Origin of the sequence: Paraburkholderia sp. (assembly GCF_004298475.1) — a bacterium.
GTDB classification, from domain to species: Bacteria; Pseudomonadota; Gammaproteobacteria; order Burkholderiales; family Burkholderiaceae; genus Paraburkholderia; species Paraburkholderia denitrificans.
Map to the genome: position 1 here is coordinate 132,794 of NZ_SCRP01000017.1, position 15,686 is coordinate 148,479.

Annotated in this window: 17 protein-coding genes and 2 pseudogenes; 11 read left to right on the plus strand and 8 right to left on the minus strand. The window is 60.6% G+C overall.

Going from position 1 to position 15,686, the window contains the following annotated elements:
- Nucleotides 1–4: 4 nt before the first annotated feature.
- The 6 genes from EPN59_RS10305 to EPN59_RS10330 all read left to right on the plus strand — a co-directional run bounded on the left by EPN59_RS10305 (nt 5) and on the right by EPN59_RS10330 (nt 4,820).
- Entirely contained in the window at nt 5–715 is a 711-nt protein-coding gene (locus EPN59_RS10305; RefSeq protein WP_293032896.1) for a MotA/TolQ/ExbB proton channel family protein, read from the plus strand.
- A complete protein-coding gene (locus EPN59_RS10310; RefSeq protein ID WP_293032898.1) occupies nt 712–1,134 on the plus strand; it encodes a biopolymer transporter ExbD in 423 nt (140 codons plus the stop codon). The genes EPN59_RS10305 and EPN59_RS10310 overlap by 4 nt, the downstream gene beginning before the upstream one ends.
- An 11-nt stretch (nt 1,135–1,145) precedes the next feature.
- On the plus strand, nt 1,146–2,384 hold the full coding sequence (locus EPN59_RS10315) for a sialidase family protein (protein WP_293032900.1): 1,239 nt from the start codon (nt 1,146–1,148) through the stop codon (nt 2,382–2,384).
- Nucleotides 2,381–2,902 (plus strand): hypothetical protein, encoded by a 522-nt coding sequence (locus EPN59_RS10320; protein WP_293032902.1) that lies wholly within the window; start codon nt 2,381–2,383, stop codon nt 2,900–2,902. The genes EPN59_RS10315 and EPN59_RS10320 overlap by 4 nt, the downstream gene beginning before the upstream one ends.
- A gap of 222 nt (nt 2,903–3,124) precedes the next feature.
- Nucleotides 3,125–3,349: a hypothetical protein gene (locus EPN59_RS10325; protein ID WP_293032904.1), complete on the plus strand. Its 225-nt coding sequence runs from the start codon at nt 3,125–3,127 to the stop codon at nt 3,347–3,349.
- Nucleotides 3,350–3,695: 346 nt separating this feature from the next.
- Nucleotides 3,696–4,820, plus strand: coding sequence for a porin (locus EPN59_RS10330; protein WP_293032928.1), 1,125 nt, complete (start codon nt 3,696–3,698; stop codon nt 4,818–4,820).
- 70 nt (nt 4,821–4,890) lie between these two features.
- Here the strand turns inward: EPN59_RS10330 and EPN59_RS10335 are convergent, their stop codons facing one another.
- Together EPN59_RS10335 and EPN59_RS10340 are read right to left on the minus strand one after the other, a co-directional pair.
- A complete protein-coding gene (locus tag EPN59_RS10335) occupies nt 4,891–5,631 on the minus strand; it encodes an LrgB family protein (protein WP_293045984.1) in 741 nt (246 codons plus the stop codon).
- Complete coding sequence (locus EPN59_RS10340; RefSeq protein WP_293032908.1) at nt 5,565–5,969, minus strand: CidA/LrgA family protein; 405 nt, start codon at nt 5,967–5,969, stop codon at nt 5,565–5,567. Before EPN59_RS10340 ends, EPN59_RS10335 begins: the two co-directional genes overlap by 67 nt.
- 132 nt (nt 5,970–6,101) lie before the next feature.
- On the opposite strand from EPN59_RS10340, the gene EPN59_RS10345 reads away from it, so the two are divergent.
- Nucleotides 6,102–6,572, plus strand: coding sequence for an Lrp/AsnC family transcriptional regulator (locus EPN59_RS10345; RefSeq protein WP_293032910.1), 471 nt, complete (start codon nt 6,102–6,104; stop codon nt 6,570–6,572).
- Nucleotides 6,573–6,642: 70 nt separating this feature from the next.
- Here EPN59_RS10345 and EPN59_RS10350 read toward each other — a convergent pair whose 3' ends face one another.
- On the minus strand, nt 6,643–6,990 hold the full coding sequence (locus EPN59_RS10350; RefSeq protein WP_293032912.1) for a carboxymuconolactone decarboxylase family protein: 348 nt from the start codon (nt 6,988–6,990) through the stop codon (nt 6,643–6,645).
- Nucleotides 6,991–7,164: 174 nt separating this feature from the next.
- On the minus strand, nt 7,165–8,748 hold the full coding sequence (locus tag EPN59_RS10355) for a winged helix-turn-helix domain-containing protein (protein ID WP_293032914.1): 1,584 nt from the start codon (nt 8,746–8,748) through the stop codon (nt 7,165–7,167).
- A 159-nt stretch (nt 8,749–8,907) separates the two neighbouring features.
- Between EPN59_RS10355 and EPN59_RS10360 the strand changes: the two genes are divergently transcribed.
- The 3 genes from EPN59_RS10360 to EPN59_RS10370 all read left to right on the plus strand — a co-directional run bounded on the left by EPN59_RS10360 (nt 8,908) and on the right by EPN59_RS10370 (nt 10,701).
- Nucleotides 8,908–9,663 carry an SDR family oxidoreductase gene (locus tag EPN59_RS10360; protein ID WP_293032916.1) on the plus strand — a complete coding sequence of 252 codons (756 nt, stop codon included), beginning with the start codon at nt 8,908–8,910 and terminating at the stop codon, nt 9,661–9,663.
- Nucleotides 9,664–9,723: 60 nt separating this feature from the next.
- Nucleotides 9,724–10,203 (plus strand): carboxymuconolactone decarboxylase family protein, encoded by a 480-nt coding sequence (locus EPN59_RS10365; protein ID WP_293032918.1) that lies wholly within the window; start codon nt 9,724–9,726, stop codon nt 10,201–10,203.
- Nucleotides 10,204–10,290: 87 nt separating this feature from the next.
- Entirely contained in the window at nt 10,291–10,701 is a 411-nt protein-coding gene (locus EPN59_RS10370) for a cupin domain-containing protein (protein WP_293032920.1), read from the plus strand.
- Between the two features lie 583 nt (nt 10,702–11,284).
- Here the strand turns inward: EPN59_RS10370 and istB are convergent.
- From istB to EPN59_RS10390, 4 genes and pseudogenes are all read right to left on the minus strand, one after another.
- Nucleotides 11,285–11,872, minus strand: a pseudogene (istB, locus tag EPN59_RS10375) (IS21-like element helper ATPase IstB); the annotation flags it as partial.
- Between the two features lie 43 nt (nt 11,873–11,915).
- A pseudogene (istA, locus tag EPN59_RS10380) lies at nt 11,916–13,004 on the minus strand (IS21 family transposase); the annotation flags it as partial.
- 86 nt (nt 13,005–13,090) lie between these two features.
- Nucleotides 13,091–13,744 carry a hypothetical protein gene (locus EPN59_RS10385; protein WP_293032922.1) on the minus strand — a complete coding sequence of 218 codons (654 nt, stop codon included), beginning with the start codon at nt 13,742–13,744 and terminating at the stop codon, nt 13,091–13,093.
- A 56-nt stretch (nt 13,745–13,800) separates the two neighbouring features.
- A complete protein-coding gene (locus tag EPN59_RS10390) occupies nt 13,801–14,805 on the minus strand; it encodes a dsDNA nuclease domain-containing protein (protein WP_363928553.1) in 1,005 nt (334 codons plus the stop codon).
- Between the two features lie 512 nt (nt 14,806–15,317).
- On the opposite strand from EPN59_RS10390, the gene EPN59_RS10395 reads away from it, so the two are divergent.
- Entirely contained in the window at nt 15,318–15,608 is a 291-nt protein-coding gene (locus tag EPN59_RS10395; protein ID WP_293032926.1) for a hypothetical protein, read from the plus strand.
- Nucleotides 15,609–15,686 lie beyond the last annotated feature (78 nt).

The window sequence follows — 15,686 nt, forward strand, 5'->3', positions numbered from 1 at the left end:
CAGCATGCAGACTTATGGCTTGCATCATGTGTGGCAACAAGGCGATCCCGTCACGCGCGCGACTGCGCTGCTGCTTGCGTTCATGTCGATCGCGACCTGGACGGTGATTCTGCTCAAATCGATCGAGTTGCGTCAGATGGCGCGGCGTGCAGCACGCGCCGAGCAGCAGATCTGGGACGCCGACCTGAGCGGTTCCGGCGTGCCGGTCCTCGGCGAACCGGGTTCGCCGTTTCACGACGTTGCGGAAGCCGGGCGGCTCGCGCTGGCCCGTCACGAGGCGAGCCGGCATCGCCGGGGCGATCGTGCCGACGTGAGCGACTGGCTGACCCGCTGCCTGAAGGCCGCAACCGACGATGCGTCGGCATCGCTGCAGCGCGGGCTCGCACTGCTTGCGTCGATTGGTGCGATTGCGCCGTTCGTCGGCCTGTTCGGCACGGTGTGGGGCATTTATCACGCACTCGTCGCGATTGGCGCGAGCGGCGATGCGAGCCTCGACCAGGTGGCCGGTCCGATCGGCGAAACGCTCGTCATGACCGCGTTCGGCCTGTTCGTCGCGATTCCCGCCGTGGTCGGTTACAACGCGCTCACGCGCATGATGCGCGGCATCGTCGCCAGGCTGAACCGTTTCGGACACAACGTTCACACCGTGCTGCTGACCGGCCCTTCGGCGTCGGTCACGCGTCTCGATACTTCATCGGCGGAGAAGCAGGCATGATCGGCGATCACTCGAATGGCGACATGGATGGCGGGCTCGCTGCGGAAATCAACATGACGCCGCTCATCGACGTCATGCTCGTTTTGCTCGTCGTGTTCATGGTGACGCTGCCGGCCGTTCATCACGCGGCGAAGATCGCGCTGCCGCAAGCGAGCAGCCAGCGCGAAAACCTGCGCGTGCCGCACGTGGACATCATGGTCGATGCAGGCGGGCACGTTCGCTGGGATGGCCGGGCCACGACCGGGCCGTCGCTCGAAGCGGCGCTCGAAGCAGCGGCGAAACAGAGGCCGCAGCCCGAACTTCGCATCATCGCGGACCATATGGCGCGCTACGGCGAGGTCGCCAGGCTGCTCTCGCAGGCGAGCGCGGCGGGCGTTGCCAAAGTCGGCTTCGTCACCGATCCCGTTCCCTCGCATTGAGACGACCGACCATGCCGAATTTTTCACTGCGCACCCTGTTTGCAGGGCTTGTGTTGACGCTCGGATGCGTTGCGGCATCGGCGCATGACGCGAGCACGATGCCGACGATGCAGCATCAGGACGCTTCGTCAGCGCCGCAATGTGCGAACCACGCGCTGGAGTGCGCGAGCGTCGCGACGCCGTTCGTCGACGCGCACGGCAAGCTCTGGGTTGTCTGGTCGGCGGACGGCGCGGTCTCCATCGCCGCCTCCGACGACGCGGGCAAGCACTTCGGCGCGCCCGTCGTGATCGGCCAGCATGGCGCGCGGCTCGATGCGGGCGTCGAGTCGCATCCGCGGATCGCCATCGACCGCAACGGACGCATCGTCGTGGCCTACGGCGTGTTCAAGGACGACAACTGGAACGCCGAGGTGATGGTGTCGCACTCGGACGACGGCAAGACGTTCTCGCCGCCGCGCCCGATCTCGTCGAACCCGGCGAGCCAGCGATTCCCGGTCATCGGATTCGACGCGAACGATACGCTCTTCGCGGCGTGGCTCGACAAGCGCACGGTAGCTGCTGCGCGCGAGCACGGCACGCAGCAGCCCGGCGCGGCGCTCGCGTATGCGTGGTCCGACGACGCGGGCGCGACCTTCACGGGAGAAGCGATTGCCGAGGATCATATGTGCGAATGCTGCCGGATCGATTTCGGGCTCGACCGGGAGCAGCATCCGGTCGTCCTCTTTCGCAAGATCTACGGAACGAACGAGCGCGATCACGCGGTGATGTCGTTCGACGCCGCGCGCAAACCCACGGTCGCGCACCGCGTTGCGTTCGATCACTGGGCGATAGACGGTTGTCCGCATCACGGCCCCGCGTTGGCCGTATCGGCTGACGGAACGTGGCATGCCGCATGGCTCACGGCGGGCGAAGCGCGCCAGGGCCTTTTCTACGCGCGTTCGACCGACGAAGGGCAGAACTTTTCGGCGCCGCAGAGCGTGGGCGACGCGGCGCACCAGCCCGGGCGGCCGTCGCTGCTCGCGCAGGACAAGTCGGTATGGCTTGCGTGGAAGGAGTTCGATGGCCAGCACATTCTGGCGAAGGTGCGTCATTCGAGCGACGGCGGCGCGACGTGGTCCGCCGACCGCACGGTCGAAACGGCGGATGGCCAGAGCGACCGGCCGGTTCTCGTCGCCGATGCGAAGCACGTCTACCTGTCATGGCTCACCCGCGAGCATGGCTATCAATTGATCGCACTGGATCCATCATGAAGTTGAAGCACTCTCTGCGCACATTGTTCGGCACGACGGCTGCCGCGTTCATGCTGGCATGTTCGTCGCCTGGCGCGTTCGCAGCGCCGCCGCGCCCGTTCACGGCGCAAAGCTTCGCCGACATTCGCACGCATCATGCGGGCAAGCCGCTCATCGTTCATATCTGGGGGATGACGTGCAGCCCCTGCGTAGGCGAGTTGCCGAAGTGGGGCGAGTTCGTGCACGCGCATCGCGGCGCCAATGTCGTACTCGTACGCTTCGATCAGGCGCCGTCCGATGCGACCGAAGCGCGGCTCGCCCAGGCGGGCCTGAGCGGTGTCGAAAGCTGGGGCGTCCTGTCCGAGCCGGACGAGTATCTGCGCGCCAGCGTGCAGTCGAACTGGTTCGGCGACATGCCGAGAACGCTGCTCATCGCGCCGGACGGCACGGTGACGACGATTCGCGGCGTGGCGGATTCGCAAAAGGTCGCGGCATGGCTTGACTCGGTCCAGCCGGCTTCGCGGCATGCCGGGCGTTGAAGCGAGCTGAAGTGAACTGACGTGAGCTGAAGTGGGCTGACGACTGTTCAGCGCTACGTGGCCGGGTGCGCGGGAGGGCCTTTATTGGTATATCGATCGGTGATTAAATCACTCGCACTTGCAACGCTTTGGAATGTTCAGTGCGCGCGTTTAAATCAGGATTCCTGTGCAACAGCAATTGCACGCGCGTCATTTCTATCGAACGTGTAGAGGAGATGGATCGTGCAAACGGAAACTCCAGATTCTGCGATGGGCAATCACGCGCACATTGACGAGCGCGATCATGACTCCCCGGCCTTACGCGCCGCTTCGGCGAGACGAACACGATCGCAAGCGGGCGCGCTGCCACACGGCGACGCGTCACCGAGCGGACTGATCGCCTTCGATGAACACGGCGGCTCGCAGATCGAGCGTCCATTCGACGGTATTTCAGCCTTTACCGGCTAGCGGGCGCGATCAAAAGCCGACGCTGTACACCACAGGACATTTCCTCAAACAAGGCAACCAGCGGGCTCGATGCGCGCCCTGCGATTCTGCGTGATTCCCCGAATAAATTCGCATTCCTCAGGTATGGAGAAAATGATGGAGACAATGGCAGTTGCGACAACACAAATCATAAAGCTGCAAACCGGTTCCGGTGCGCCAGTTCAATCAATTCCCCTCCGAGGCAGATCGAATCCGTAGCGATACCCATCGATATGGATCGACCGGTTGTTGGCCGGAACGTTAATTGTTGGCTCGATGCTGTCGGGGCTGTCGAACATACTGGACGACCCAACGGCCACTGGAGCAACTGTCATCGGAGAGCACGATGAGAAAGGTCATTCCTGTTGCTGTGTTGCTGGGGGCGATGGCCCCTTTCGCGTCGGCGCAAACGAGCGTGGCGCTTTACGGCCGCATCGACGCCGGTTTCGAGTACCTGAACAACACGACGCCGTCGCCGGGCGAGTCCCGCACGCGCTGGAGAGCACAGGGCGGCAACTGGGGCACGAGCATGCTCGGCCTGCGTGGCACGGAGGATCTGGGTGGCGGACTCGCGACGCTGTTCACGCTGGAAACCGCTTTTCAGGTGATGAACGGTACGACCGGCGGCGGGCGGCTCTTTTCACGCCGCGCCTACGTTGGCCTGAAGGACGACCGGTGGGGTCAGTTGCAGGCTGGCCGCAACCTGTTCATCGACAGCGATGGCGTGTGGGAATTCGATCCGTTCGTGCAGCAGGCGGTGTCGTCGGCGTCGCTCGTGCGCGGGCGCAACTGGCAGCAGACCAGCAATAACGTCGAATATCACAGCCCGGTATGGCGCGGCTTCGACGTGCAGGCGCAATACGCATTCGGCAACCAGGCGAGCGGATTCAACTACGGGGCAGCGGGTGATTTCGGCCGCTCGAACGGCGTCATGCTGACGTACCACTCCCCGTATTTCGATCTGCGCGGCTTCTACGACGAATTGCGCGATTCGAATGGCCAATTCAGCAACATCTTCACGAGTTCGCGCGAATACTTCGTCGGCGGCAATCTGCGTCTTTCGCCGTTCACGATCCAGACAGCGTGGACGCACTATTCAGCGCCCGATACCCCGGCAGGCCTTGCCGACATCGCGGATCACTTCTGGCTCGGCGCAACCTGGCAGGCCACGCCGCGCTGGGCGGTGACGGGCGCGGGCTACTACGTTCGGGTGCGCGGCGGAGAGGGCAGCACAACGCACGATCCTGCCGGTCACGCCACGCTGTATGCGCTCGGCACGACCTACAACCTGAGCGCGCGCACCTTCCTGTACGGCACCGTGGGCTACGTGCGCAACGCGAGCCGCTCGGACTTCTCGGTGTTCGCCACGCCGCGTAGTGCGACGCCGACCACCAATCCGCTCATCGGCCAGTCACAGGTCACGACCTATGTCGGCGTGATGCACAAATTCTGATGCGCAAGCGCCGCGCGCGGTTCATCCGCGCGTTATCGCATGCGTGGGTTGCGCAGTCGCAGAGCGGGCGCTAGATAAGCCGCACGACAAGCGGCGCCGCAAGCACGGTGAAGGCGCCGCCAAGCACCATCGTTAAACTCGCCATCACGCCGTTTGGAACACCACGGTCGTGTGCGCGCACGGCGCCAGCCACCTGCGCGATGGCGCCCAACGTAGCGCCGTGCGCCTGCGCCGATTTCACTCTGAAAAGCACGAGCAACGCGTCTCCCAGCACGATCCCCGCCGTGCCGCTCGCGACCACAAACAAGGTGGTCAGATCGCGTGTTCCGGAAAGCTCATCTGAAACGGCGAAAGCAAACGGCATCGAGATCGAACGTGCCACGAGGCTGTGCTCGACGATTGCAGGCAAGTCGAACATTCGCGCGAGTACCACGGCGGAAACCATCGCAGTCGTTCCGGACACGATGGTGCCTACGAGCAGCACGGGCCACCAATGCCGAATGTAGTGACGGTGCTGGTAGACGGGAACTGCGAGCGCCAAAGTCAGCGGGCCGATCATCCAGACGAGCACATGCGTCGACTGCAGGTAGGCGTCGAACGGCACGTGTAGCAGCGAAAGACCGGCGATGAGAACGGCAGGCGCGAGAATCAGCGGCGAAGTCAAAACATTGCGCCAGGCCCGATGAATGCGGAGATTCAGCGCATAGACGGCCAACGTGACGGCGATGCCCGCAATGAGCGCCATCATGTCCGGCGCCTCTGAAGTGCGCGCGTGGCAAGCTCCACCGTAAACGACGTCGCGGCGGTGCAAATCACCGTGCCGCCGACGACGATCACAACGAGTGGCCACCAGTTCGCTTCGAGCAAGTCGCGCTGGCGCGCGACGGCAACCACGGGCGGAATGAGGAACAGCGCGCTTTGGGAGATGAGAAGACGTGCGCCGCTCTCGACGGCAGACACGGGAACAAGCCTCACGAACAGCGCCGCGAGAACGACGACAAAGCCGGTCAGCGCGGGGTTCACGGGCACGCCAAGCCACTTGCCCGCGAACGTCAAGCCGACGAATGCGGCAATCAGCCCGCCTGCCTGAAGCACACTCCTGATCCCGAACGCCGGGATGGTCGCTCGCGTCTGTGTCTGGGCTGTCATGGGATGGCTCGGCTTCAGGTCTTGGAGCGTCTATGCTATCTCCAATAATTCGCGCAATTCATGCATCTTTCGCGCTGAATCGGCGCTTCTACGTTATTCTGTTTCGCACGACATTAATCTGACGCGAAAAATATGTCTCTTGATCAATTCGACCGAAAAATCCTTGCAACGCTTCAGGTTGATGCGGCGCTTTCCATGGGCGAGTTGGGCGAGCGCGTCGGCCTCTCGCAGTCGCAGGCATGGCGGCGCGTCGAGAAACTCGAAAGAGACGGGGTGATCGTACGCAGAGTTGCGGTCCTGGACCGGGCAAAGCTTGGACTCAGTGTGCAGACGTTCACCGAGGTAAAGCTGAACAAACATAGCGAGCGCGCCGGGGAGAAATTCAGGGCGGCCGTCGAGCAATATCCCGAAGTCCTAGAGATCCACACCGTGCTGGGCGAATATGACTTTCTCCTGCGGATCGTCACGATTGACCTCAATGCGTACAGCCGGCTTCTGGCGGACCGGCTGTCGCCCCTTCCGATGGTGCAGGAAGTGCGTACCCTGATCAGTCTTTCGGGCGACGCCGGCAGCCGTCCTTTGCCGGTATTCCTTGCGCCGTAGGCTGGCCGGCACCACCGCCGGCCACGCGCCTCGGCTTGCCTCGCTTCTTGCTTTGCTCGTTGCTTCGATTTCAGACAGAAAACTCTTCGAATGCATTCAGCGCATGGGTGGCGTACATCATCGACGGGCCACCGCCCATATAGACCGCCGTCGCCAGCACGTCTTCGAGTTCCGCTCTCGTCATGCCGAGCTTGACCAGCGCCTGAACATGGAAACCGATGCAATCGTCGCACCGGCCGGCAATCGCAATGCCGAGCGCCACGTATTCGCGCGTTTTCTTGTCCAGCGCACTATCCTTCGTACCGGCAACCGCCAACTGGCTAAATGCGTTCATCAGGTCCGGCTGCGTTTGACGCATCGCTCGCATCTGGCTGGAGACTGCATGCGTGATGTCTTTAAAACTGGAAGTGCCGCTCATCTTTGTTTCCCCAATTATCAAAGGTTTTAAAGCCCGCGCCGAAAACGAAAACAGAGTGAACCGTCGGGTGCGGCACGATCAATTCATGCACGCATATTATATTAAAATACATATCGTTGCACGATAGAGTGAGTGCTCCAATCGCGGCGTCAAGTAACCGGCCTTGCCGTGCCGTTATTCCGGCAGTCCCGCTTTGCGTAGACCGTCGGCCATGGTGGCGAGATTCTCCGGCCGATGGATCGGAAACCAATCCGTGATGTTCGAGAGACGCAACTCCGGGGACAACTGGCGCAAATGATCCATCGCGTGCTGCGCTTCGGTCATCCGTCCGGCAAGCGCATGGCTCGACGCGAGGACGGCGGCGACCAGCAGGAAACTCGGCAACTCCCGAAACGCCTTCTCCGCCAATGACGACGCCGTATCGAACTGCCCCATGAAAAGATGCGCGGTCGCCATTCCGGCCTGCATTCTGTATAGCTCCGGGTCGAGGGGGCTCAGGCGCATCGCGTGCGTAAAGCGCTCGATTGCGACATCGGTTTCGCCGTGCCAGAGCATGAGGAATGCGCCGAGAAACCACGCTGCCGCCAGGTTCGGGTTGAGCGCGAGTGCCTTGTCCAGCAAGGTGATGCCGCCCTGGAGGTCGCCGGCAAGATGGGCGAGCGTATGGCCGCTTCTCGTGAGCGCGACTGCATCGCCCTTGCCCAATTCCGCCGCCCTGCGCGCCAGCCGTGCACCCTCTGCCGCCTCGTGCGGGCGATCCGCCATCCAGTCATTGACCTTGCGCCAGCAATAACACCACGCCGCCATCGCATAGGCCGACGCAAAATCCTCGTCGAACTCGATGGCTTTCTGAAAAAGCGCTAGCGCCTGGTCGATAGTCTCGTGGGTGCCGTGATGCAACCTGGCCATGCCGCGCAGATAGTAGTCATAGGCGTCGAGGCTTTCGGTCGGTTTGTTCCGCGCGCGTTGAATTTCCGCTTGCTCCAGTTGCGGAACGATTGCACCGACCACGCTCTCCGCAATGTGGTCCTGCAGTTCGAAGATGTCTCCCAGCACACCTTCGAAGCGGCCTGCCCAGTGAAGCGTCCCGGTTGTCGCATCGATCAGCTGTCCGGTAATGCGCACACGCTTGTTCACGTTGCGCCAACTACCTTCCAGCACGTAACGAACGCCCAACTCGCGGCCAACCTGCTTCGCGTCCACCGCGCGTGACTTGTAGGTAAAGCTCGAGTTGCGCGAGACGACGAACAGCCAGCGGTACTGCGACAACGCCGTGATGATGTCCTCGACCACGCCGTCGACCAGATAGTCCTGCTCCCGGTCCCCGCTCAAGTTTACGAACGGCAAGACGGCAACCGATGGTTTCGCGGGGAGGACCGGCGCGAGTGCGCAGGCTTGCGGCGGCGCGTCAGACCCGTCACTGGAAAGGCAGTCGCCATCCACGGATCCCGTTTCCCGCAAGTCGGCGACAAACCGGAAGCCCTTGCGCGGGACCGTTCGAATCAGACGTTGCTCCTCACCGCTATCGCCGACGGCCTTGCGCACGACGTTGATATGGCTGGCCAGTGTCGATTCCGAAACGATCCGGCCGCCCCACACCGCGTCGATCAGATCGTCCCGACTGACGACACGCTCGCGGTTCTGCGCGAGGTAGACCAGCAGATCGAAGACCCGCGGCGCGGTTGCCACCAGCTGTGAAGCTCGCGTGAGTTCGCGTCGATCCAGGTCGAGCTCGCAGTCCTCGAACACCAATCGCATGCATTGCTCCTCGCTTCGTGCCCGCGTATTTCTGGACGAATAACCAGGCCAAATCCAAGGAAAACCCAAAGGCTCGGCAATGTCTCCGCACCGCCTGACCGGCACACTGCACACATCGATTGCAGCAGTGACCCTCAACCCGGCTTCAAGGAGCGGAACATGAAAATCGTTGTTATCGGCGGTAGCGGTCTGATCGGATCGAACATTGTAAAGCGGCTACGCGTGAACGGTCATGAGGTTGTGGCGGCATCGCCGAGCACGGGCGTGAACACCCTCACCGGGCAGGGGCTGGCCGAAGCACTGGCTGGTGCGCACGCCGTTGTCGACGTGGCGAATTCGCCGTCGTTCGAAGACCGCGCGGTGCTGGAATTCTTCGAGACGTCCGGCCGGAATCTGCTTGCCGCCGAAGCGGCCGCGGGCGTGGAGCATCACCTCGCGCTTTCTATCGCTGGCAGCGATCGTCTCCCCGAAAGCGGCTATCTCCGGGCCAAAGTCGCTCAGGAGAAGTTGATCACGGCATCGAAGATTCCATACACGATCTTGCGCGCGACGCAGTTCTTCGAATTCGTCGGCGGCATTATCGACGCGGGTGACGACAACGGCACGATCCACCTGTCGCCCGCGCTGATTCAGCCCGTCGCATCGGACGACGTCTCTGCCTTGCTGGCCGATCTCGCGGTCGGGGCGCCGACCAATGGTTATGTCGAGATAGGCGGACCCGATCGCTTTCCGCTCGACGAACTGGCGCGCAAGTTTCTTGCCGCGCATGGCGACAAGCGGCCTGTGGTCGCCGATGTGCACGCGCGCTACTTCGGCACCGAGCTGGACGATTCGTCGCTCGTTGCGCACGACAACGCCCGCATCGGGCCCACGCGTTTCCTGAACTGGCTGAACGGGTCGCTGGGACGCGGGTGATCCCGTCGGCCCGTGAACTGCGCCTATTCACTTCTCTTTTTTTCACACTGAGGATCTGTGATGACCCAACGCATCGATTACCAGAAGCAATCCCCCGAGCTGTTCAAGAAGTTCGTCGAATTCAGCCTTGCGCTCAAGCATTCCGCCGTCGAGGAGTCGATTCGTCATCTTGTCGATATTCGCGCATCGCAGATCAACGGCTGCGCTTTCTGTGTGGATATGCACGTCAAGGAAGCCACGATTCATGGCGAACGGCCGTTGCGCTTGCATCATGTCGCGATCTGGCGCGAGTCGACGCTGTTCAGCCCGCGCGAGCGCGCGGCGCTGGCGTGGACCGAGGCGCTGACAAGGATTCCGGAGCACGGCGTGCCGGACGAAATCTATGATCGGGTGCGCACGCAACTGTCCGGGAAGGAATTGTCCGATCTGACTTTCCAGGTGATGTCGATTAACGCCTGGAATCGCGTCAACGTGGGTTTCCGGGTTGCGCCCGGCACCTATGACAAGGCATTCGGCATCGACAAATCCGGCCTGGCCTGATCAGGCGGCGACGCAGCCGCGCAACGCGCTGCGTCGCCGAAATTCATTCACGGCCGCCCTGCGCGGATCGACAACGAGGAACATGTCATGACCTTTTCCAGAGCCTTTGCCATGCTGCTGCTGTTGGGCGCCGGGACTGTTGGCGCACAGCAGGCGCCGCCCTCGACACCCGTGACACAGGTAACACCGCTGATGACCAGGGCGCTCGCGGACTATCCCGGCAAGGAAGCGGTGGTTCTCACGGTGGAGTACCCGCCGGGCGGATCGGATCCCGTGCATCGGCACAATGCGCACGCATTCGTCTATGTGCTGCAGGGATCGATTGTGATGGGCGTGCGCGGCGGCAAACCCGTTACGCTGACGCCAGGCCAGACCTTTTACGAAGGCCCTGACGATGTACACACGGTTGGACGCAACGCCAGTCTTACCGAACCCGCAAAGTTTTTGGTGTTCCTGTTGAAGAGTCGCGGCGAGCCTGTTTTGACGCCAGTGCATTGAGGTCAGTTATCCGGGTCGCACGGTTGCTCTTATTCTGGTGATCTGTGCCAATAGAAAAGACCCATAAGTTTCTCAACTTATGGGTCCGTTTTTCTCGGGTCATGCGTTTATCTACACCACCCCTCATGTACGTTTTCAAAGAAAGTGAAAATCTAGTCCGTTGAAAATCAAGGCATTTTGCACGTTTGTGCAAACGCAAGCGCGCTCACGTTTGCACAAAACGTGAAAATTTCCCACAATATTCTCATATTTCGCGAAAATTTCCGCGAGCAGGCTCCGCACTGTAGCAGTTCATAGCCGTGCCGGATTGGCACATCCATCAGCTCCAGCCTGTCTGACAGAATTACGTCCCAAGCTGTCATTTCGATTGCTGCAACGCAACTGCCGCGATATGGCTATCTGGCCGGGCTCAGTCGGACGTACGCCGTGGAGCCCGCTCGGCTCGCTTGTTTTTTAAGCACATCAAATGCGCGCTTGGCTTCGCAGACTTTCGATGGCTGACTTGATTGCTGTTAATTTGCACTGAATCCTGACCCACGATTTGCGTCGAATTCTGACCCACTCGTTGGACCAGCTTTGCGGGTTATTCGGTGGGTATCTGGGTCTTCTTTCTCTCCTTTTTTGACTGCGTTGTGCTGTTTCTGAAACGGTAGCTGTCGTTGCCTGTTTCTACAATGTGGCAGTGATGCGTGAGCCGGTCGAGCAGCGCGGTCGTCATCTTTGCATCGCCAAACACACTGGCCCACTCGGCGAAGCTCAGATTGGTGGTGATGATGATGCTGGTTCGTTCATAGAGCTTGCTGAGCAGGTGGAACAGCAGCACACCGCCGGTCTGGCTGAAGGGCAGATAGCCGAGTTCGTCGAGCACAACGAGATCGGCATACACGAGCCGTGTTGCGAGTTGTCCTGGCTTGCCCACCAGCTTCTCCTGTTCAAGTGCATTGACCAGCTCGATGGTGGAGAAGAAGCGCACGCGACGACGATGGTGTTCGAGGGCCTGCACACCGATCGCGGTTGCCAGATGAGTCTTTCCTGTGCCGGGCCCGCCCACCAGAACGATGTTGTGCGCTGAGTCGATAAACTCGCACTGATACAGCTGCCGCACCAGCGCTTCGTTGGCGTCGCTGCAACTGAAGTCGAAGCCGCCGATGTCGCGATACGCCGGGAAGCGTCCTGCAGCGCAAACCGGGGGCGCTTCGCAATGGCGCACCCTTCACCTGGCCTTCGGCGACGAAGACGAGCTTTGCAGCGTAGACGCGCAGGCTGATGGGCCGGTTGGCGAACGACGCCGGCACGCTGTAGCGGTTGCGCTCGAAGTTCACGAGACAGGTTGGCGAGACGCGTTTGGTGTGTTCAACGAAGCCATCGAACGGCTGGCCCACCGGCATCAGGTGCGGTCGCTCGGCAGACCACGCATCCCATATCGTTGTGTCCTGCTCCGGGTGACGTGTCTGCTGCCACAGCAGCACGCACTGGTCGGCCAGCCAGTCGTTGAGCGCGGCGAGCGAACCGAACGTCGGTGCCTTCTGCCAGAGCCGGCGACGACTGTCCTGGACGTTCTTCTCGATCTGCCCCTTCTCCCAGCCGGAAGCGACATTGCAGAACTCGGCGTCAAACAGGTAGTGGCTCACCATCGCGCTGAACCGTGCGTTGACCTCGCGCACCTTGCCCGGGCGCACCCTGTCCACGGCGGTCTTCATGTTGTCATAGATGCCGCGGCGTGGAATGCCGCCCCAGGTCACGAACGCGTGATGATGCGCGTCGAACAGCATCTCGTGGGTCTGCAGCAGGTAGGCACGCAGGAAGAAGGCGCGGCTGTGGCTGAGCTTGAGCTGCGCGACCTGCAGCTTGGTGCGCTCGCCGTTGATGACGGCCCAGTCTTCGCTCCAGTCGAACTGGAACGCCTCGCCAGCGGCAAACCGGAGTGGAACAAACGTCCCGCGCCCGGTCGTCTTCGCCTGTTCGTGCTGTTCCTGTCGCCAGCGCCGGGCAAACGCCGCCACACGGTCATAGGAGCCGGTGAAGCCCAGTGCGCACAGGTCCGCGTGGATCTGCCTGAGGGTTCTGCGCTGTTTGCGGGGCCGGTTTGCTTCGGTCTTGAGCCAGCCTGCGAGCTTTGCAGCAAACCCATCGAGCTTGCTGGGGCTGTGGCGCACGGGATAGGCGGGTAGCACGGTGCCGGCCCGTATGTAACGCCTGACCGTGTTTCTGGACACGCCCAGTCGTTTGGCAATCTCGCGTAACGAGACACGATCGCGAAAGTGCCAGCGTCGGATGATGCTCAATATAGCCACGTCGATCACTCCGTTCCCCCGCCCGTTGCCGAGCAGGTCAGTGTTCTACGTGGGTCAATATTCGATGCAAATTACTGCGCAGGGTGGGTCAGGATTCAGTGCAAATCAACATTCAAGACGTCCACAGCCTTCGTATAGCGGTCAATTAGGTCCGCGTCATCGAGAACGGCCTGTTTTCCCTTCGCAATCTCGGCATCGAGATTGAAATATTCGGCTGAGCGATACCCGACGTGAAACGATAGAACCGTACCCTTCCAGTTCTCGTATTTGTAAATCTCGAAACTGTTCAGCGGCTCGACCCATCCGCGCATCTGGTCAACGTAGAAAGCCACAAAGTAGTGCTCCGGCGAGGGCACTTCGTGAATCCACGGTTCCTTCCTCCGCGGCAGCTTCGCGCCAAACCCGACCAACGAGGCGAACTTCTTCTCGAACTCGTCGCTGCCCACCTCGTAGGACGTCCACAAACCATCGTCCGCTCGTATCCGCCACTCGTCGCGGTGCCGAGTTACGTAGTGTTCACGCCCGCCGAGCTCGAACTTCAGCAGCGCACGAACATCGAAATTCTTCCAGTCCGTGTCGAACGCCATATCGCACCCTAGTGTCCATAGCGGTAGGCGTGCGAGCGTAGATTTGCCGATAGAGTTATCCGCGCCCGTTATCAGGTTTAAGCCGGCTTCGAACCCGAATCGTCCGGCGAGCTTTCGGGTAGTCGACTGCACGTAGAGGGTCCTGAATATCAATGCGCTCATGGGCTTTCGTACGCAAATTTCTTACGAGCAGTTTGTAGTTGGGTAATCCCATATCACTATGACCTGAGATACTCGATTATGTAGGCGGCGGCGCGGCTCTCTCGGTCTCTGAGATGCTCGGTGACGACAGGCGCGCAGGTGTTGACCAAGCTATCCAGCGTCTGTCGGCACAGTACCGCTTCGAGCGTCGACAGGTGCTCGCGTATTGAGTCTCGGACTTGCACCTGAACCAGCGCTCCTCCGGCCAGCGTGTTGAGCAAGTAGGTACGAGCGCGCTCCCGAAGCCTTTTTACGTCACGCGTCAGAAACCCCAGCTCGCGGACCTGTGAATCAAAGTCGTTGATGAGTTCGTCGGTGGACGCCGTCGACGAGTATTGCGCGAACAGTGCTTCAACGCGGTCGGCCGTTAGGCCCTTCCGCATGACAAGCTGGTCCCAGTCGGAATAGTCCCAAGCAATCTCGCCCTTGCGCCGTAACTCGTCGGTGAGCACGACATATATCTGAGTGCTGTTGCTGTGCTGGTTTGGATTGCGCTCAGTGAGCAGGTCGGAGATTAGACCTATGACAGCGTGGCGCGTGGAACGCGTGTCGAGCGAAGGTTCGCGGAAATGCAGCTTCTCGAGAGGAACGCTAGCGTTCAGCTCTGTCTGCAAAGACTCGCGGATAACGGTGGCGGTCTTTTCTTCCAGTTCGCTGAAAGGTATCTCTTCTAGGCGAAATCCGGAGGTCTTCAACTTAAGCGAAAAACCACGAGTCGCCACTAAGCCCAATTTTTGGACGCGCTCGGCAATATCCTTCGCCGCGATACTGGACAGCATTTTGCCGAGAATGGAGTTCTTGGCTCCCGACCGCTTAATTAAAGCCTGTGAACTGTATCCGCTCTTCCCACCGGCCTTGACCTGACAGAAGATAAAACTCGTTTCCTCTGCATCTAATGACGTCCCGAAAACCACGTCCTCATGTAGCTCGACGAAGACAATGCTCGCCTCACCTCGATGATGGAGTTCAAGGAACTCATGCAGCGCCCAGTCATACTGATAGCTGAATCGGTCCGCAGTCACCGCCCCCGCCGTCTCACGCTGTGGTGAAAAAAGCGGGTTCGGAGATTTAGCTCCCGAAGGAGCCAGCGGGGATTGCGACCCGGTCGATTTTAGGTCTCTCACGTCTAAGGGCGGCGCTTTTTAGTTGCCCCATTATAACCAGCGTATGCAGCATCATCGATACGCATCTCTGATTAGAAGGGCCGCGCCGTGATATTGAACCGCTCGTCGCGAGCTGTGCAGAACGTATTCCGTGCGGCTGGGAGGTGTCGAAATATGCGATTTGAATCCTGAAGCTTCCGGCTGGAGTCCGAAAATACGTCCCTCGCCGTCCCGCCCAAACGCGTTTTGAAGAGCTGAACAATCTCGCACTTTCGTGACTGTGACAGAAGTTCCAGCCAAGTACGAAATTTTCCAATGCTGTAAGCGTCTGTTTTTAAATGGTTTCTTTGCAGCCCAAAGTAAAATTTGCGCGACACAGTCACATGGTCCTACTATTATAAATAGCGCTGTGTGACAGGGACACTCCGAGCATGACCGACGACTTGCACGACTTCTTGGTGAAAGAAGGCCCCCAGCTCAGTGGGAGCGTTGCACTTGGCCTCGCGAGCTGGCTTGGCATCACACCGGCGGCAGCACGGAAGAAAATCGAGCGCCGAAGCGCGGAGGTACGCGCGCTGACTATCCCCTTCGCGCGTCGCGCAAGATTTCTGTATGCGGCCAGCCAATATGGCAGCGATAGATTTTGGGCCCGGCTAGCTCAAGCGTTTGAAGAAGGCAATGGTGTTGATTTGCACGGAATCCTGACCCACGAATTGCATTGAATTCTGACCCACCCGTTGGACCAGCTTTACGGGTTATTCGGTGGGTATCTGGGTCTTCTTTCTCTCCTTCTTTGGCTG